Here is an 18,148-nt window from a genome sequence, read left to right as displayed (position 1 = left end):
TCCCAGGATATTCATCATTCCCAAGGTAAACAATAGGGCCGTCTCCACTAATGTCAATGACATTAGGGAGACGGCCCTTTAACAATTCATCCGCAAATAAATTAATTGATTTGATTATTGATTCACAATGGCTGTAATTTCTTCGTCCAGATCAAGTCGAACGTTTTCACGGTAAGCCCGGATGTTGTATTCGCTGTGCAGGTAGCGCAGGATCGCTTCTATCATGTTGGATTCAACCAAGTATTGACTACGGCCTTGAATCCAGACTTCTGCGGAGTATCCCGTATCTTCTTCCCAGCTCAGTTCAACATTGACATCGGTCGGGCGCACACCTTTGCGTTCAGCCATGTGAAGACAGATTGCATTAACAATCTCATCCATGCTTAGAACCATAATGATTAGTACCGTCCGTTTCTGTTGCGGTCATCATCATCACGATCGTTGCGACGGTCATAACGACCATCTGCAGCCGGTTTACGGCGATTCGCAATGGCTCTGAAGAGTGCCATTGCCAGCATAACGATCAGCATGATCGCAGCCACGTTTACAAGCAATCCAAGGATGTTACCAAGAGCTCCCATACCACCGAACAATCCGCCGAACATCATACCGGCCAGACCACCCAGCATCATGCCTTTCATGAATCCGCCGCCACCGCCGAAGAATCCGCCACGGTTAGTTGCAGCTGCACCTGTACCCGAGTTGTTGTTCGAGTTGGACTGACTCACATTGTTGTCGGATTTCTTAGGTGTATTGGTATAACTCTTTGTGCCTGATTTGAAACCGCCACCACGTCTTGCGTCAGCAGAATCCGGATTTGCTACGCCAACTGTTGCGAACAACAGAGTGAAAGCCATAAAAACCATCATCAGATGTTTAATTCCAAATTTTTTCTTCATTGTAAAGATCGTAACCCCCCGATTAAATTGTGTGATCAACCCTAAAAATGGGCCTTACTCATGTAATACGGTCTAAAAGCAGGAACGTTTCAAATTTTTATTAATTTTCCGAAATAATCGGACAAGGGTCCTGAATGGCTGCCTGACCATCCAACAGCTGGGTCACCCAGTTGCACCATTCCAGGCCGGTCTGGGCATTCATTAATCCCTTTTGAACCAGAATGTAGCTCCCGAATTCCCGGCTGCCTACGCGGAGGTTATCCTGAGGGATGCGGGACTTCAGATCCTCGAAATATCGGATGCGCTCCATAAACCAGTTTTTGCGCTCATTCAGAATACGTCTCATGCTTCCATCTTCGGCTATGCCGACACATAAAATACGCAAATTGAACTCGTCACGTGTTACCGGAGCGGTAACAGGAGTAATCATCCAGCCGAGCAGTTTCTCGATACCTTTTTCCGTGACTGCATACATTTTTTTGTCCGGTTTGTCAGACTGTTGCACCCAGCGGGAAGATAATAGTTCATCATTTTCCATCTTGGACAGGAGTGGATAGATCTGACTGTGTTTGGCTTGCCAATGAGGCTGAATCTTCAGCATCAGATCGTAACCAGACGACTCCTCGCGGGTAAGCAGCCCGAGCAATCCGTAGGAAAGTATGTTCATGCACATGTCTCCTTAATATTAGGGCTGGGCCAGTGAAAACAATGGATATTGCCATCAATGACCGCTTTCATAAAAAGTGTACACTGAAACTGTATGGTTTGACAACCTGACAGCATAACTGCCTCAATTTAGACAAAAAAAGAGTGCGGACCCTGAGGTCCGCACCCAAAACCATTTAGAGAGATGCCTGTTGCTCGTACCCTTCAACTACAAGCTCAAGCTGGCCTGTAGAGGAATCAATAATCATGCCGTGAACGGGTACTCCCTGTGGAAACAGGGGATGATTTTTGATGACTCCTACAGTGTGTTTTACCCCTTCATCAACACTGTTAAACCCTCGAAGCCAATTTTGCAAATTGATTCCGGAGTTGTCTAGAGCATTTATGACTTCTTTGGATACACCGCGGTCAACCATGTGGCCAATCATGGTGTCTGCTTGCAAGGATGCCATACCGCACTCGGTGTGACCGACAACAACAACTTCGTCTGCCCCGAGTTCATAAATAGCTACAAGCACGCTTCGCATAACAGAACCGAAAGGTTGAGAGATAATGGCACCCGCCGTTTTAAGGATTTTAACCTCACCGTTCTTCAGGTTCATCGCTTTAGGCAGCAGTTCTACCAGACGGGTGTCCATGCATGTGATAATTGCCATTTTTTTGGTTGGAAACTTTCCGGCCGTATACTTTTCGTATTCTTTTGTCTCGACAAATGATTTGTTGTACGCCAAAATCTCTTGAATGTTGTTCATGTCCATTGCCTCCTGTTATCCAATACGATGAGCACGACAGCTTGCATCGGTATGCAGCTTGTCCTACGCCCTGCTCTCAATTATACCACGCTCAGCAAAGGGCATGATATCTTATAAATAAGAATCATGCCCTTTACCTCTGTTAAAAGTTGATTATACGCATTGCAAAAAGTATCATCAATAGGGAGTCTAAACTTTTTTTGGAGAGGTGAACGATAACAATGGAAGAACAAACCCTGAACCAACTAGAATCATTCCTTAATTTGGCCAGCAAAATCAAAAGTTATCACGAAGCCATTGGTTTGCTTCATTGGGATCTGCGCACGGGTGCGCCGAAGAAAGGCGTTCCGACTCGTTCGGAAACGATCGGCATGTTATCTACCGAAGCGTTCAAGCTTCAAACTTCGGATGAGATGAAAACCTATTTGGACACGTTGACCAAACCAGAGGTGTTGAATCAACTGGATGATATAAATCGCCGCCTGGTATTGGAATGCAAAAAGGAATATGATCGGAGCCAATCCGTCCCGCCTGAGAAGGTTCAAGCATATACGGTGCTCACGGCCAAATCGGAAACGGCATGGGAAGATGCCAAGCATAATAGCGATTTTGAAGGCTTTTCCCCGTATTTGACAGAGATCGTGAAACTCAAACAGGAGTTCATCGACTACTGGGGTGTGAAAGACACACGCTATGATACGCTGCTTGATATGTACGAGCCGGATCTGACCGTAGAGAAGGTAGATGCGGTATTTGCCCGGTTGAAAGCACGCTTGGTGCCGCTGCAGGAAAAGATCAATGCTTCCGAAAACAAGCCGAATACGGAGTTCTTAAACCAGCTGTTTGATACGGAGCAACAGGAAAAATTCAGTTTGTTCATTTTGGGACAGATGGGTTATGACTTTGATGCCGGAAGACTGGATGAGAGTGTTCATCCGTTTGCGACAGGACTTAATCCGGGAGATGTGCGAATCACGACGAATTATTTGCAGGATGATGTGACGAGCGCGGTATTCAGTTCTTTGCACGAAGGTGGACATGCTCTATATGAGCAAAATATTGACGAAAGTCTGGCAGGTACCCTTCTGGCTGAAGGAACATCAATGGGTATTCATGAATCCCAGTCCCGCCTCTGGGAAAATATGATTGGCCGCAGTCGTCCGTTCTGGACTCGCTATTATCAAGACTTGCAGCAGCATTTTCCGCAATTGAGCGAAGTGGCTCTGGAAGATTTCTACCGTGCGATCAACCGCGTCGAAAGTTCGCTGATCCGAATTGAAGCAGACGAGCTGACGTATAATCTGCACATTATCATTCGTTATGAGATTGAGAAAATGCTGTTCAATGAGGGACTGGAAGTCAAGGATTTGCCGGAAACCTGGAACGCCAAGTACAAAGAATATCTCGGGATTGTTCCTCCAAACGATGGTGTAGGCGTGCTTCAGGATGTTCACTGGTCCGGTGGCGATTTTGGTTATTTTGCATCGTATTCACTCGGCAATATGTATGCCGCTCAGATTCTACATACGCTGCGCCAGGAACTGCCGGAGTTTGACGCTTATATTGCAGAAGGCAATCTGATACCGATCAAGGAATGGTTAACGGACAAGATTTATCGTTACGGCAAGAGCCGTACACCTTCCGAATTGATTCTCGCTGTGACAGGTGAGGAGCTGAACCCGGATTATCTGGCTGATTATCTGGAAGCCAAATATACCGAGATTTACAAACTGTAGTTGTAAATCTTATATTACGAAGCAGGTACTAGAGAGAGCCGGGCATATGCCCGGCTCTTTTTTGGTGTGCAAGTTCTTAACCTTTTGATGGGCAGCGGCATATTCATAGTAGAGAGAAACTGCTGAAACCAGCGAAGGAGGGAAACAGCATGAAATACACACCCTGGTTCATTCGTGCCATCGTTATATTGCTGATTATCATTGTCGCGCTCACGAGCTGCAACCAAGAGAAAAACGAAGCGAAAATTACGATTGGCGAGGTGACGCGTTCGGTATTTTACGCACCGGAATATGTAGCCGTAGCCCAAGGCTTTTTTGAAGAAGAGGGGCTGGAGGTTGAGATCCAGACAACGGCTGGTGGTGACAAAACGATGGCTGCCTTGCTCGCGGGCTCCGTGGATATCGCCCTGGTCGGAGCAGAGACATCCATCTACGTCTATCAGCAGGGAGCGGAAGATCCGGTCATTAACTTTGCCCAGCTAACCCAGACAGACGGAACATTTTTGTTTGCACGGAACGCAAAAGGAAGCTTTGACTGGGATCAGCTTAACCAAAGCGTTTTCCTCGGACAACGCAAAGGCGGGATGCCGCAAATGGCTGGAGAATTCACGTTGAACAAACACGGCATTGATCCGCAGAAGGATCTGGAATTGATCCAAAATGTCGATTTTGCCAACATTGCTTCTGCATTTGCGTCGGGTACAGGAGATTATGTACAGCTGTTTGAACCACAGGCGTCCATCTTTGAACAGGAAGGCCGCGGAAAGGTCGTTGCATCGTTTGGAACGGAGAGCGGACATTTGCCTTATACGGTGTTCATGACGAAACAAAGCTACATCAACGACAACAAGGAAATGGTCCAGAAATTTACGAACGGGCTGCACAAAGCGCAGGTCTGGGTAGATTCCCATTCGGCTGAAGAGATTGCCGAGGTCATCCTCCCTTACTTTAAAGACATCGATCAATCCATTCTCGTAAGTAGTATTCATCGCTATAAGGAACAGGGGACGTATGCAACCGATCCGATCATTGACGATGAAGAATGGAACAATCTGCTGGACGTCATGAGTGCGGCTGGAGAACTCGAACAACGGGTGGATTCCAAAGCGATTGTCGATAACACCTATGCGGAACAAGCAGCATCTGTGAAGTAACAGGCTTTCAGGAAAGGAAGTGATCGCCATGCCTGAATCCGATACGGTGATTAAACTGGAAGGAATTTCGCAAGTGTATGTCAATGAGCGTGAAGCCTCATTGGTCATCGAAGACCTGAGCCTTCAGGTTAACCAAGGGGAATTTGTCAGTCTCGTTGGTCCGAGCGGGTGTGGCAAAACGACATTGTTGTCCATTATCGCCGGGCTGCTCACGCCGACCGCGGGAGAGGTGAAAGTAAAAGGGAAACTGGTTGAAGGTCCTTCTGCCCAGATTGGCTACATGCTGCAGCAGGACTATCTGTTTCCATGGCGTACCATTTTGGACAATGCACTGATCGGACTTGAATTGACGGGCAGGCTGGATGAACGGAGTCGTAAACGAACAAGCGAGCTGCTTGCAGAGATGGGCCTCGGTGGAACTGAGAATTTATATCCTTCCGAACTATCCGGGGGCATGAGGCAGCGTGTCGCGCTCGTGCGGACGCTAGCAACTGATCCATCCTTGCTGCTTCTGGATGAGCCGTTCTCTGCGCTGGACTATCAGACCAAGCTGCAGCTGGAGGATCTGGTGTCAGATACGCTCAAGGAAACGGGAAAAACCTCGGTGCTGGTCACACATGACCTGTCTGAAGCGATTGCCGTGAGTGACCGCGTCATTGTGCTGGATCGCAATCCTGGACGAATTCGGAAAGAGTTTATCATTCCTGAAGCCATTCGGAAATCCCAGCCCTTCTACGCAAGGGAACAGGAAGGTTTTAATGAGCTTTTTCAGGCGTTATGGAGCGAACTGGAACAGACCGGAGGAGGTGAGAAGAACGGGTGAATCAGACGAGAGAGAAGCAGGAAATGCGCCGTGATGAATGGATGCAGAAGCTGCATCGGGGCCACATGAAGCAGGTTGCTGAGTGGCGCCGCAAGGTACTTGCGGTTCAGCTTTCCCTGCTGGTCTGCATGTTTTTGTTATGGGAGCTGGCGGGCAGACTGCGCTGGATTGATGTGCTGCTGTTCAGTTATCCAAGCAAAGTTTTTGCCCAGATTGGCAAGGACATCGCCAGTGGTGAACTTTGGATCCATGTCGCAGTCACCATTGGGGAGACGGCAGTTGGCTTTTTGCTGGGGACGCTTGTCGGAACGCTGCTTGCGGTCCTGATCTGGTGGTCTCCTTTTTTGTCCAAAGTGCTTGATCCTTATATGGTCGTATTCAACAGCATGCCAAAAGTGGCACTCGGCCCCATCTTCATCGTCATGTTCGGTGCAGGCTTCACGGCTATTGTCATGACTACGTTGTCCATTACGGTGATCATTACGACCCTGGTGGTGTACAACAGTTTCAATGAAGTGGACAGCAATTATATCAAGGTCATTCGTACGTTCGGTGGCGATCGGTCCGAGATTTTCACCAAAGTTGTCCTGCCGGCTTCGTTTCCCGCGATTGTTTCTACACTGAAAGTCAATGTGGGCATGGCCTGGGTCGGTGTAATTGTGGGTGAGTTTCTGGTTGCCAAACAGGGGCTCGGGTATTTGATTATCTACGGATTTCAGGTCTTCAATTTTACCCTGGTCTTATCGAGCCTGCTAATTATTGCGGCCGTAGCTACTGCGATGTATCAGCTTGTGGTGTATGTGGAGCGAAAACTGCTGGCAGGGCGCAGGTAGTGCCACGAAAAAGGTTAGTAGAGCTTGCTAGATCGTGTTATGTATACAATTTCACAAGGAGTGTCACGTTGCCCGCTAACCAAAAATCAAGTACCATACTAATACAAATATTCCGTGCAGTCCTTCATGTATGCGGAGATTGGAGAGTAGGGCCTGATATGGCCTCCGCCTGCATGAAATCAAAATTGCCAGCGTCCCACATCCGGGACGCGATGTTGTGACCGGCATGCATGGCATGTCGGTTGATGCTGTTTATTGATATTGAAGAGACTGCATATGTCTATGCATCCTTTCAATAGCTCTTTTTTTGTGAAACGGGAAATGGTTTGCCTCAGGGTGTGTAATACTACGTATTGCATAACCAGGCTAACGCAGATTTGTTAGAGGTATGAAGCAGGACATGCATTCATTCCGGATGGGACGAAAAGCTGGCTTGGTTATATAAGCAGCTTAGAGGAGAGGTAATGAGAAATGGGTTTTAGAGTAATTAAAACCGCAATTGCTGCACTGATGGCTGTGCTGATTGCGGACTGGTGCGGCTTGCCCGGGCCAACATCGTCAGGCTTGCTAGCCATTCTGGGTGTCGATGTTACGAGAAAAAGAAGCATTCGCACGATTTCGGCGCGATTCTTTGCTTCCGTGGTAGGTCTTTTGTTCGCAAGTGTACTTTTTCACTTTCTAGGCTTCCATTATTGGGTTCTAGCCGTGTACATACTGATTGCGTTTCCGGTAATTGTTCGGGCCGGATTCAAGGAGGGCATTGTGACGGGGTCTGTCGTGGTCTTTCGTGTCTTCAGTGGCGGGGAGATGGACGTTCAAGTCATTTTGGTGCAAATCGGGTTGCTGCTGATTGGTCTGGGATCTGCGATGGTTGTTAATCTGGCATATATGCCAGCAGCGGACCCGCAGATGCTTCAGATTCGCAAAAGGATTGACGAACTATTCTCCGTGATCTTCAAGGAGTTTGCTGCGACTCTTCGTAATCCGAATGAGGTTTGGGCAGGGAAGGAACTGATCGAAGCGGATAAGGCTGTTCTTGGAGGCATTGAAGCAGCCAAGCGTTCACTTGAGAATCAGGTCATTCATCCGAACGAAGAATGGAGCGTATACTTTTACATGCGAAAAACGCAGCTGGACTCCATTCAGCATATGATGCATCTGATTTCTCAAATTTATCAGAAGATGCCACACGCCGAAATGGTGTCGGAGCTGTTTGACCAACTCAGTCAGGATGTGCTCACAGAGTCTTACACAGGACGAACCGAAAAACTTCTCGCAAATGTGCAGGAAGAATTCAGGCGAATGGAGCTGCCAGATACAAGGGAAGAATTCGAGATTCGTTCTGCGATTCTCCAGCTGTGCCGGGAACTCGCGCTGTATCTGAAAATTGCGAAAAAGGACAAAGCGCCGTCCCCGATTACGGACCGGTCCCAATCTACAAACGAATAATAGAAAATAGTTGTCACCCTAGACGGATGCCCTGCATACACTTGTAGTGAATGATTGTATGGAGGAGGTTTAAAGATGTCATTGAGTCATAAACATCAATGTAGAGAGATCATCACGAAGGCGATCTGCGGCAAAGGTCGTAAGTTCTCTACCGTAACACATACCGTGACTCCGCCTAATGGTCCGACCAGTATTTTGGGGGCTTGGATTATCAACCACCAATATGAAGCCGTATCAGCGGGGGACGGAATTGAAGTTATTGGTACTTACGATATCAACATTTGGTATTCCTATGACAAAAATTCGCAGACAGATGTTGCCAAAGAAACGGTGTCGTATGTAGAACATGTGCCTTTGTCTTACCTGGATCCGAAACATCGGGCTTCCACAGTAGAGGTATCTGCGGATGCAACGCAGGAACCAAGCTGTGTGGAAGCCACTGTATCCGCAGGCGGAGGCAGCGTAATTATCCGGGTAGAACGGGAATTCGCTGTTGAACTGGTAGCCGAAACCAAAGTATGCGTGAAGGTATGCACAGATGGTTGCGGAGACTACGAAGACAAGGATTATGACTTTGGCAGTGCGGATGAAGATTATGATGATCTTGATCCGGACCTGCTTGACGAGGAACTGTAATTTCTTCGTCTCTTGTATCCTTAGCTAAGGTATTATATGCGCCGCAAGCGGCAGTGAAGAGGGCGCAAGCCCTCTTTTTTCTTTTTGGGCGATGGAAAGGAGGGGCCGAATGAATGTAATGGAAGAGGCAGAGCAAGCGGTTAGACGTTACGAACGCATGTCGGCGAGAGAACGGGCAGGACGATTGGATCGAGCCGGCATTGAAGTGCTTGCTTCACGTGACAGGCAAAAAAGGGAGCCTGGACTAAGAGTACGTTACGATGTAGAGATATGCTGCTTGTACGCGCTTCGGATTAAACGGCGGGATACAAGCGGCATGGGCGGTGCACAGGATAGCATACTGGACCGGGAAGCGGCGTCAACGCTGTTCAAACGAATCGAGCGGCTTGCGGTTAAAACCTTATATACCCTTGGACTCGATCACGGCGCTGTACGGCTGGAAGCTTCGGGGAAAAACGGCTGCACTGTTGTTTCGATTGACCCACGTCCGTGGAAGGGCATGACAGATCTATCCGTCATGTACCGGGAAGGCTGGAAGCAGCTGCAGTCTCAACTGGATGAGGAAAGTCAGAATAAAGTAACGCCCGTGCTTGGAATGGACCCGGAGTTTCTACTCGTGCAGATGCCGGAGTCCAAAATTATACCTGCCTCAAGGTTTCTCGGACGCACGGGAATGGTAGGCTGCGATTCCGTGACCATTGGGGGGAGGCGGATCTATCCGGTTGCTGAACTTCGTCCTGCCCCGAGTTCGGAACCGCGGGAGCTGCTAACTCATTTACTGAGAGCTTTTGACCTGGCATCCCGCAGCATAACCGACCATTCGCTCATTTGGCAGGCTGGGGGAATGCCGCAGCGTGGATTGCCGCTCGGGGGACATGTTCATTTCAGCGGAGTGACACTTAACGGGGACTTGCTGCGTGTGCTTGACAATTATCTCGCCCTGCCGCTTGCGTTTCTGCAGGACCCGCGTGGTTCGGGCAGGCGTCCAAGGTACGGTGCACTGGGGGATTTTCGACTGAAGCACTATGGTGGATTCGAATATCGAACACTGCCCAGCTTCCTGATCTCTCCACTCGTAGCCAAAGGAGTGGTCGCTCTTGCAGGTCTTATTGCCGCCTCCTACACCAGTCTTCCTCGTCGTCCTTTGATGAACACAACAGTGCATACTGCCTTTTATGAAGGAGACCGGGAACGAATGAAGGAATCCATTCCAGCGCTTCTGGACGATCTGGTTGGCTTGGAGGACTACGCAAGATATGAAAAGTATGCTGCTCCGCTCATACGTCACCTGAGAGAAGGGAAGACGTGGGATGAGAGCCGGGACATTCGCAAAGTCTGGAATATTCGTACAGGTTCATGAAGAGTAGATGTTTTTTTGTTATAATAGAAAGCAAGTCAATTTTGGATCTGATTACAGCTATGGAAGACATGCAGACACTGGTCTGTGAAGGAAGCGGCAGATGGCCGAAACATGAGGCGGAGGCACGAAGATGTGCCTGACCGCCTTATTGTTCCTTCTAGGGCAGGGACTCTTCCTGACAACATAGGAACGGATGGAGGATATTCATGGCTCAGTATACGCCAATGATTCAACAATATTTGCAAGTGAAGGCCGAAGCGCAAGACGCTTTTCTTTTTTTTAGATTAGGTGATTTCTATGAGATGTTCTTCGATGATGCTGTCAATGCAGCACGTGAGCTCGAAATTACGCTGACTGCACGCGCAGGCGGTGGGGAAGAGAAAATTCCGATGTGCGGTGTGCCTTATCATTCGGCGGACAATTACATACAGCGTCTGATTGAAAAAGGATACAAGGTTGCCATCTGTGAGCAGATGGAAGATCCAACTGTAACAAAAGGCATGGTACGACGGGAGATTGTACGTGTTATCACGCCTGGAACGGTGATGGAAGGCAAGACTCTTGGCGACAAATCCAACAACTATATGGTCTGCCTGACAGGAAACCAAAATACACTGGCGCTGGCAGCGTGTGATCTGTCAACGGGTGAATTGTACGTGACGTCCGTGCCATATTCCAAGGAATGGCTGAAGGACGAGATCGGCATCTACGAACCCTCCGAAGTAGTCGGTGATGCGACTCTTCTTGATACCGTGGCTGCGCAATCATTACCAATCGGTAGACCTGTTGTATACACGCCCTGGACCAAAAGCAAGGAAGATCTCGTTCGGCAGCAATTCGGTGAAGCTGCATGGGCAAGACTGGAACCGGAACGTCAAGTCTGTGTTGCGCGACTGTTCTCTTATCTGAGTGAAACGCAGAAACGTTCTCTGGGGCAATTGACACAAATCTCGACTTACGAGCCGGATCACTTCATGATTCTGGATCCATTCACCAGACGTAATCTGGAACTTGTGGAAACGGTTCGCGAGCGTTCCAAAAAAGGCTCGTTGCTCTGGCTGCTGGACAGAACGGAAACATCCATGGGTGCGCGGATGCTGCGGCGGTGGGTGGATAAACCCCTGCTGCAAAAAGGGAAAATTAATGAGCGACTTGAAGCAGTGGACACGCTATATAATCAGTTTATTTTGCGTGAGGATTTGCGTGCTGAACTGAAGGACATTTACGATCTGGAACGGCTGGTGGGGCGAATTGCCTTCGGGAATGCCAACGGGCGCGATTTGAACGCACTCAAGCTGTCGCTGGATAAAATACCGGGACTTCGCCAATATTGTGCAGAGTCTTCTTCGACCACGCTGCAGAATATTGCGGAGATGATGGATGACTGTAGTGACTTGAGGGATGCCATCGGTCGTGCCATTGTGGACGAGCCTCCGGTATCCGTAAGAGATGGAGGATTAATCCGTGAGGGTTACCATGAACGACTGGACGAACTAAGGGAAGCATCGGTGAATGGCAAACAGTGGATCGCTGAATTGGAAGCAAAAGAACGTGAAGCTACAGGCATCCGCTCCCTGAAAATTGGCTACAACAAGGTGTTTGGCTATTATATCGAAATTACAAAGTCCAATCTGTCTTCCTTGCCGGAAGGCCGTTATGAGCGAAAACAGACGTTGGCCAATGCAGAACGTTACATTACGCCGGAGCTTAAGGAAAAGGAAACATTGATTCTCGAAGCACAGGACAAAATGGTCGATATTGAATACGGATTGTTTGCTGAGCTGAGGGATCGGTTGAATCAGGAAATTGCAAGACTGCAAAAACTGGCTGAACAGGTTGCAGAGATCGATGTGTATCAATCCTTCGCGGTAATTAGTGCTGAGCGGAATTTTGTTAGACCAACACTGACAGATGGTTATGACTTTGTGGTGGAACAAGGACGTCATCCTGTGGTGGAGGCTGTGATGCGCGATGGCGCCTTTATCGCCAACCACACGGCAATGAAAAAGGAAGAAGCACGGATTCTTCTGATTACTGGTCCGAATATGGCCGGGAAAAGTACGTATATGCGACAAGTTGCCCTGATCTCAATCATGGCGCAGATCGGTTGTTTTGTACCTGCAGGTCAGGCAGAGGTACCCATCATGGATCGCATCTTCACACGAATTGGGGCAGCAGACGATCTGATTGGCGGTCAAAGTACGTTTATGGTCGAGATGGCGGATATTCAGGTAATGACTGACAAAGCCACGCCGAGAAGCCTGATCATCATCGATGAATTGGGCCGGGGTACCTCAACAAGCGAGGGAATGGCCATTGCCCAATCCGTCATTGAGTATGTGCACGATATTATAGGCTGTAAAGCACTCGTATCGACGCATTTTCATGAACTGGCTCACTTGGAAGAAAGTCTGGATAAGCTGGCTAACTACTCCATGGCCGTACAAGAAAGTGGGGACAAAGTAAACTTCTTGCGCAAATTGATTCCGGGCGCTGCCAGCAGCAGTTACGGTATATACTGCGCACGACTTGCCGGTCTGCCGGATAGTATCATCGAACGAGCGAATGGGTTACTGCACGGCTTCGAACATGCGGCTGCACAGGTGGCGGTCGGCAGTGAGTTTGCTGGAAAAGGAAGCCGTATTCCGGGATCGGACTACAATATTACACCTGGATTGGAACATGCCGAAAGTGCCCCAGTGATACGAGAGGAAGCTGTGGTTTCAGTATCCGATACGGTGACATACGTGGAAAGTGAGTCGTCCAAGGAGCGAGGCAATAAGAACAGATCGGGTTCCAAACCACAGGACGTGGTCCAGCTGTCGATATTCGGTGACGATGAGCCGGGCGTGGGAAGCAAGCCCGATACTGTGGTCGCTGTGGACAAACCCGCGCGAGATTTTATACGCAACATGAAAGACATTGATGTTATGAATATGACGCCTCTGCAGGCGATGCAATTACTGAACGAGCTTAAGTTAAAGGCACAGCAATTATCCTGATATGATGGGAGGGGAAACCTGTGGCGAAAATACATGTCCTTGACGAACATATTGCCAACCAGATTGCAGCAGGTGAAGTGGTTGAACGGCCTGCTTCGGTTGTTAAGGAATTACTGGAGAACTCCGTGGATGCAGGGGCTACCAAAATTGAAGTTTCCGTTGAAGAGGGCGGATTGCTCAGCATTCGTGTGAAAGACAACGGTTCAGGCATTGAACCCGACGATCTGGAAACAGCATTCTATCGTCATGCAACGAGCAAAATTACGCACGGACGTGATCTCTTCCAGATCACAAGTCTTGGTTTTCGGGGAGAGGCGCTGCCGAGTATCGCGGCTGTCTCCAAGGTCGAAGTGCTAACGGCTAGCGGTGACGACGGCCGGGGGCGCCGGATTGTGATTGAGGGTGGCAAACTGTGTACACATGAGGATGCTGCTTCACCGCAAGGGACAGAGTTTGTCGTCAAAGAATTATTTTATAATACTCCTGCCCGCCTGAAATATATGAAAACGATCCAAACCGAGCTGGGACATATCTCTGATGTGCTGTACCGGATGGCCATGTCTCATCCGCATATTTCCTTTACGCTGCGGCATAATGCCAATGTGCTGCTGCAAACGCTCGGAAACGGTGATCTGCTTCAGGTGGTGGCAGCAATCTACGGTACAAGTGCAGCCAAAGCCATGCTGCCCATCCAGGGCGAGAATCTGGATTATCGGGTAAGTGGATTAATCAGTCTTCCGGAATGGACACGGGCCAATCGGGGCGGCATGTCAACGATTGTGAATGGTCGATTTATTCGCAATTATGGTCTTAATCAAGCCATTCTTAAAGCGTATCACACGTTACTGCCAATCAATCGATTCCCGCTTGTTGTGGTGCAGCTTGAGATGCATCCATCCCTGGTGGATGTAAACGTTCATCCGGCAAAACTGGAAGTGCGATTCAGCAAGGAAGCCGAGTTGTATGAATTTATTGAAACGACAGTGCGGGGAATTCTGCGGCAGGAAGTGCTTATACCTCAAGTGACCAAACAGCAGATCCGACGTGGAGACGATAGTTCATTTATACAGGAACAGTTTCTGTTTCCGAGAGGACCATACAAGGATGAGCCAGCGATAGAGGATGGGAGTGCACATTCCAAAAAGAATAACACCCATGTGCCAGGAAACACGGCCATGGAAGAGGACGATCTGGATGCTCCCGCTGATATTCAACCAGGACAGGCTGCGGAACTCTTCTCAGAGGTAGTTCCCTTGCCGGACGCTCCTCCGCCAGATCAGCTCAACCCGATAAATCCGTTTCAAGCTATTGTTGTTGATGAACGGGTTCAGACAGATGAACGCGCGGTGCCACCTCAGGACACAGCGCCGACATATCGACCAACCAACGTGAATGCTCCAGTTAGAGAAAACCGGCCGTCATATCAAGCTTCAAATCGTTCCAATATGGAGCGCAGCTGGAAGGGTTCAGGTTTACCTGATACTGCGAAGCTGGCAGCAGCAGTGAAGTCGGATGCGACGCTGCCAGCATTCCCTGAGCTCAGCTTGATCGGTCAGCATCATGGTACGTATCTAATTGCCCAGAATGAAGATGGCCTCTATTTGATTGATCAGCATGCCGCTCATGAACGGGTGAATTATGAGTATTATTATGAAAAGTTTGGCAATCCTGCTCAAGCTTCACAGGAGCTTTTGCTGCCGATCACTCTGGAGTTTACACCGTCCGAAACGGAAAAACTCAAGTCCAGGCTGGCCTGGTTTGAACAGGCTGGGGTCTATCTGGAGCATTTCGGTGGACAGACATTTCGTGTGCGCTCCCATCCGTACTGGTTTCCCAAAGGGGACGAGAAGGATATTATTGAGGAAATGTCTGAATGGGTGCTCAGCGAGCGCAGCATTGATGTGGGTAAAATGCGGGAAGCTGCTTCCATCATGTGCTCCTGCAAAGCCTCGATTAAAGCCAATCAGAAGCTGACAGAACAGGAAGCGGAGACACTCATTCAGCGACTCGGTTCCTGCAGGCAGCCCTATACTTGCCCACACGGGCGACCAATAGTCGTTTCATTTTCAACCTATGATCTGGAGAAATTATTCAAACGGGTCATGTAGCTGTTTAGGAGGAAGTTATGTATATTACAACCGGTGATACAGAGGCGCCATCGCTTGTGGAACGCGCGCGTAAGCTCGCGGAAACGACGGGTGGCATCTATGTGCCGCGCAATAAAAAGTCTTTGCCCAAGCTGATTGAAAAATATGGAGTTAACGAAATTCTTGTCGTGCTTCAGGGCAAGGCGCGCTTGTATCGCAAGAATGCGCCTCAGCTTGAATTCCATCCAAGCATGGGATTCGTACGCGCGAAGCGTGTATTGCGGGGAGAGCCCGATCCTATGCTGGAAGCGGGAGCTGTACTTGAAGGAGATACCATCATTGATTGTACAGCCGGGTTAGGTACGGATGCACTGGTATTTTCCGTCGCAGCAGGTAAACAGGGTCGGGTTATTGCTTGTGAGAGCTCTCTGCAGCTCTATACACTGTTGGTTGAGGGAATGTCCTATTACGAGAGTAATCAGCCCGAAGTCGATGAAGCCTTTCGCAGAATTGAGTTAAGACACGCCAATCATCTGGATCTTCTTCGTTCTATGCCGGATCGAAGCTGCGACACAGTCTACTTCGACCCCATGTTCCGCGAGCCGATGATGGATTCAAGTGCGATTCAGCCCTTGCGGGATTATGCAAACTCCCATGCACTGGATATTCAAAGTATCTTGGAGGCCAAACGGGTAGCCCGCAAGCGGGTTGTGATGAAAGAAAAGCGCGGCAGCGCGGAGTTTACGAGGCTCGGATTCGAGGTGCTGGATCGCGCCAATGCAAAAACACTGTACGGAGTGATAAATGTTGAAAGCGGAAGCTAAACCTAAACTGCTTGTACTGGTTGGACCGACAGCAGTAGGCAAAACAAGGATGAGTATCGAGCTCGCACAAGCGTTTGATTGCGAAATTATTTCGGGAGATTCGATGCAGGTCTATCGTGAAATGGACATCGGGACGGCCAAGATTACCCGTGAAGAGATGAAGGGAGTGCCCCACCATCTTATTGATATCCATGAACCGGAATATCCATATTCGGTTGCAGAATTTCAGGAGAGCTGTACCCGGCTGATCAGTGAAATACAGGATCGTGGTAAACTTCCCTTTATTGTTGGCGGAACGGGTCTGTATGTAGAGTCGGTCTGTTACGGATTTCAATTCTCGGAAAGCGGGTCAGATGAGGCTTTTCGGGAGGAACAGTTCCGCTATGCCGAGTTACACGGTGCTCAGGCGCTGCATGACAAGCTGAGGGAAATAGATCCAATTAGTGCGGATCGGCTGCATGTGAACGACCAGCGGCGAATTGTTCGGGCTCTTGAGATTTACCACCTGACAGGGGAAAAGTTATCTGAACAACTGGCGTCGCAGAAGAAAGAATCCCCGTACGATCTGAGTATTATTGGTTTAACAATGGATCGTCAAAAGCTCTACGCAAGGGTTGAAGAACGTATTGACCTGATGATTGAGCAAGGTTTGGTAGAAGAAGTGAAGTCACTGCTGGAACGCGGTGTGGCCAGAGGACATATCTCCATGCAGGGACTGGGTTACAAGGAAATTGCGGCCTATCTTCAAGGCGAAGTCAGCTGGGATGCTGCGGTCGAATGGCTGAAGAGGGATACCCGCCGATTTGCCAAACGCCAGCTTTCCTGGTTCCGGCATATGAAGGACATTGAATGGGTGGATATGACAGATACCGAAGATTTCGCAGGGAACTATGAGCGGGTATGTGCATTAATTCATCAAAAGTTTAAATGATTGCGAAATGTGTGAAATACGTCCCTTATGGGACGTTTGAACCTCTATCTCTTGATTTTAAAAAAGAGTAGAGGTTTTTTGTTTTGAGTACAAAACATAGAAAATAAAGGGATCTAGTTCATAAAATGATTGTAAAAAAATAACAATATCATTAAGATGAAAACACATAACAACATGAGACATTGACAATGTGTTCAAATGAGAAAGGAGGAATCTGAATGGACTCAAGTGTGAGTGGAGGAACAAGCTTATATCTATTTTTTTCAGGATTATTTGGAGTTGCCGTTGCCATTCTGGGTCTTATTGCCCTAATTTGGGTGATTATCGTTCTGTCCAATACCAATACATACCTGAAAATGCTGATTCATGATCGAAAAGAACGGCAGAAAATTCCGTTAACAAAAGCATTGGCTAACCCGTTGGTTGACCAGGAGGGGCAGGAATAAAGCGCTCTAAAACGATGATTTTGTCCCTCTTTTGCATTTTAGACAAGCGGTGTATAATGGATAAGTCTTCTAACTGCACGTCAGGCTGATTCCGAGATGCAATTTAGTAGACAAGGGGTTTTTGTGGATTATATGAAACTGTTCATGATATAATAGCACGAAAGCTACTCAGCGATATTGAATACTATCTTAAACACGAATTCAAATGAACCAATGGGGGTACGGCTAATGAACAAGTCCATCAACATCCAAGATACGTTCTTGAACCAACTGCGGAAAGAAAACATTCCTGCTACGGTCTATCTGACCAACGGCTTTCAAATCCGTGGAACGATCAAGGCATTTGACAATTTTACGATCGTCATTGACAGCGACGGACGCCAGCAAATGGTCTATAAGCACGCCATCTCCACGTTCACGCCGCAACGCAGCGTATCGCTGATGCAGCAGGATAACAGCGGCGAAGCTTAAAAAATTACGAAACCTTTTCTACAACCATTTCGTCTACAAGTATAGGAATTGAAGCAGAGCAACCTTAACAAGGGTTGTT

Annotated in this window: 17 protein-coding genes; 13 read left to right on the top strand and 4 right to left on the bottom strand. The window is 48.4% G+C overall.

Going from position 1 to position 18,148, the window contains the following annotated elements; translation table 11 throughout:
* Positions 1-114 precede the first annotated feature (114 nt).
* From GUA98_RS09565 to GUA98_RS09550, 4 genes are all read right to left on the bottom strand, one after another.
* Positions 115-393 (bottom strand): YxcD family protein, encoded by a 279-nt coding sequence (locus GUA98_RS09565; protein WP_095286418.1) that lies wholly within the window; start codon positions 391-393, stop codon positions 115-117.
* A gap of 5 nt (positions 394-398) precedes the next feature.
* The gene (locus tag GUA98_RS09560) at positions 399-899 is read right to left on the bottom strand and encodes a hypothetical protein (protein ID WP_095357348.1); all 501 of its coding nucleotides are present in this window, start codon (positions 897-899) and stop codon (positions 399-401) included.
* 100 nt (positions 900-999) lie between these two features.
* On the bottom strand, positions 1,000-1,566 hold the full coding sequence (locus GUA98_RS09555; protein WP_095286420.1) for a PadR family transcriptional regulator: 567 nt from the start codon (positions 1,564-1,566) through the stop codon (positions 1,000-1,002).
* A gap of 175 nt (positions 1,567-1,741) precedes the next feature.
* Positions 1,742-2,317 (bottom strand): beta-class carbonic anhydrase, encoded by a 576-nt coding sequence (locus tag GUA98_RS09550; protein ID WP_153979065.1) that lies wholly within the window; start codon positions 2,315-2,317, stop codon positions 1,742-1,744.
* A 221-nt stretch (positions 2,318-2,538) separates the two neighbouring features.
* Between GUA98_RS09550 and GUA98_RS09545 the strand changes: the two genes are divergently transcribed.
* The 13 genes from GUA98_RS09545 (at position 2,539) to hfq (ending at position 18,069) form a co-directional block, all read left to right on the top strand.
* Positions 2,539-4,053 carry a carboxypeptidase M32 gene (locus GUA98_RS09545; protein ID WP_193722814.1) on the top strand — a complete coding sequence of 505 codons (1,515 nt, stop codon included), beginning with the start codon at positions 2,539-2,541 and terminating at the stop codon, positions 4,051-4,053.
* Between the two features lie 149 nt (positions 4,054-4,202).
* Positions 4,203-5,207 carry an ABC transporter substrate-binding protein gene (locus tag GUA98_RS09540; protein ID WP_193722813.1) on the top strand — a complete coding sequence of 335 codons (1,005 nt, stop codon included), beginning with the start codon at positions 4,203-4,205 and terminating at the stop codon, positions 5,205-5,207.
* 28 nt (positions 5,208-5,235) lie between these two features.
* Entirely contained in the window at positions 5,236-6,030 is a 795-nt protein-coding gene (locus tag GUA98_RS09535) for an ABC transporter ATP-binding protein (RefSeq protein WP_193722812.1), read from the top strand.
* A gap of 41 nt (positions 6,031-6,071) precedes the next feature.
* Positions 6,072-6,863 carry an ABC transporter permease gene (locus GUA98_RS09530; RefSeq protein WP_415753016.1) on the top strand — a complete coding sequence of 264 codons (792 nt, stop codon included), beginning with the start codon at positions 6,072-6,074 and terminating at the stop codon, positions 6,861-6,863.
* A gap of 471 nt (positions 6,864-7,334) precedes the next feature.
* A complete protein-coding gene (locus GUA98_RS09525) occupies positions 7,335-8,312 on the top strand; it encodes an aromatic acid exporter family protein (protein ID WP_193722811.1) in 978 nt (325 codons plus the stop codon).
* Positions 8,313-8,387: 75 nt separating this feature from the next.
* Positions 8,388-8,948 carry an outer spore coat protein CotE gene (locus GUA98_RS09520; protein WP_193722810.1) on the top strand — a complete coding sequence of 187 codons (561 nt, stop codon included), beginning with the start codon at positions 8,388-8,390 and terminating at the stop codon, positions 8,946-8,948.
* A gap of 109 nt (positions 8,949-9,057) precedes the next feature.
* A complete protein-coding gene (locus GUA98_RS09515) occupies positions 9,058-10,308 on the top strand; it encodes a putative amidoligase domain-containing protein (RefSeq protein ID WP_321573853.1) in 1,251 nt (416 codons plus the stop codon).
* A 206-nt stretch (positions 10,309-10,514) separates the two neighbouring features.
* Entirely contained in the window at positions 10,515-13,310 is a 2,796-nt protein-coding gene (mutS, locus tag GUA98_RS09510) for a DNA mismatch repair protein MutS (protein ID WP_193722809.1), read from the top strand.
* 20 nt (positions 13,311-13,330) lie between these two features.
* Positions 13,331-15,418, top strand: coding sequence for a DNA mismatch repair endonuclease MutL (gene mutL, locus GUA98_RS09505; RefSeq protein WP_153979058.1), 2,088 nt, complete (start codon positions 13,331-13,333; stop codon positions 15,416-15,418).
* 17 nt (positions 15,419-15,435) lie between these two features.
* Positions 15,436-16,221 (top strand): class I SAM-dependent methyltransferase, encoded by a 786-nt coding sequence (locus tag GUA98_RS09500; protein ID WP_153979057.1) that lies wholly within the window; start codon positions 15,436-15,438, stop codon positions 16,219-16,221.
* Entirely contained in the window at positions 16,205-17,152 is a 948-nt protein-coding gene (gene miaA / locus GUA98_RS09495) for a tRNA (adenosine(37)-N6)-dimethylallyltransferase MiaA (protein WP_153980753.1), read from the top strand. The genes GUA98_RS09500 and miaA overlap by 17 nt, the downstream gene beginning before the upstream one ends.
* Positions 17,153-17,370: 218 nt before the next feature.
* Complete coding sequence (locus GUA98_RS09490) at positions 17,371-17,598, top strand: hypothetical protein (RefSeq protein ID WP_153979056.1); 228 nt, start codon at positions 17,371-17,373, stop codon at positions 17,596-17,598.
* 228 nt (positions 17,599-17,826) lie between these two features.
* Complete coding sequence (gene hfq / locus GUA98_RS09485) at positions 17,827-18,069, top strand: RNA chaperone Hfq (protein WP_017687918.1); 243 nt, start codon at positions 17,827-17,829, stop codon at positions 18,067-18,069.
* Positions 18,070-18,148: the final 79 nt, after the last annotated feature.

The organism is Paenibacillus sp. P13VS (genome assembly GCF_015143645.1).
In the GTDB taxonomy this organism is placed as follows: Bacteria; Bacillota; Bacilli; order Paenibacillales; family Paenibacillaceae; genus Paenibacillus; species Paenibacillus xylanilyticus_A.
Note: the sequence above shows the minus strand (reverse complement) of the source record. Positions and strands in the feature narration are given on the sequence as shown.

Excerpts from the sequence above, each read along its gene's own strand:
- GUA98_RS09565 (WP_095286418.1), bottom strand. The coding sequence starts at position 393 with ATGGTTCTAAGCATGGATGAGATTGTTAATGCAATCTGTCTTCACATG.
- GUA98_RS09550 (WP_153979065.1), bottom strand. The coding sequence starts at position 2,317 with ATGAACAACATTCAAGAGATTTTGGCGTACAACAAATCATTTGTCGAG.
- GUA98_RS09540 (WP_193722813.1), top strand. The coding sequence starts at position 4,203 with ATGAAATACACACCCTGGTTCATTCGTGCCATCGTTATATTGCTGATT.
- GUA98_RS09535 (WP_193722812.1), top strand. The coding sequence starts at position 5,236 with ATGCCTGAATCCGATACGGTGATTAAACTGGAAGGAATTTCGCAAGTG.
- GUA98_RS09515 (WP_321573853.1), top strand. The coding sequence starts at position 9,058 with ATGAATGTAATGGAAGAGGCAGAGCAAGCGGTTAGACGTTACGAACGC.
- hfq (WP_017687918.1), top strand. The coding sequence starts at position 17,827 with ATGAACAAGTCCATCAACATCCAAGATACGTTCTTGAACCAACTGCGG.
- GUA98_RS09500 (WP_153979057.1), top strand. The coding sequence starts at position 15,436 with ATGTATATTACAACCGGTGATACAGAGGCGCCATCGCTTGTGGAACGC.
- GUA98_RS09525 (WP_193722811.1), top strand. The coding sequence starts at position 7,335 with ATGGGTTTTAGAGTAATTAAAACCGCAATTGCTGCACTGATGGCTGTG.
- GUA98_RS09560 (WP_095357348.1), bottom strand. The coding sequence starts at position 899 with ATGAAGAAAAAATTTGGAATTAAACATCTGATGATGGTTTTTATGGCT.
- mutS (WP_193722809.1), top strand. The coding sequence starts at position 10,515 with ATGGCTCAGTATACGCCAATGATTCAACAATATTTGCAAGTGAAGGCC.
- GUA98_RS09520 (WP_193722810.1), top strand. The coding sequence starts at position 8,388 with ATGTCATTGAGTCATAAACATCAATGTAGAGAGATCATCACGAAGGCG.
- GUA98_RS09545 (WP_193722814.1), top strand. The coding sequence starts at position 2,539 with ATGGAAGAACAAACCCTGAACCAACTAGAATCATTCCTTAATTTGGCC.
- GUA98_RS09530 (WP_415753016.1), top strand. The coding sequence starts at position 6,072 with ATGCAGAAGCTGCATCGGGGCCACATGAAGCAGGTTGCTGAGTGGCGC.
- GUA98_RS09555 (WP_095286420.1), bottom strand. The coding sequence starts at position 1,566 with ATGAACATACTTTCCTACGGATTGCTCGGGCTGCTTACCCGCGAGGAG.
- GUA98_RS09490 (WP_153979056.1), top strand. The coding sequence starts at position 17,371 with ATGGACTCAAGTGTGAGTGGAGGAACAAGCTTATATCTATTTTTTTCA.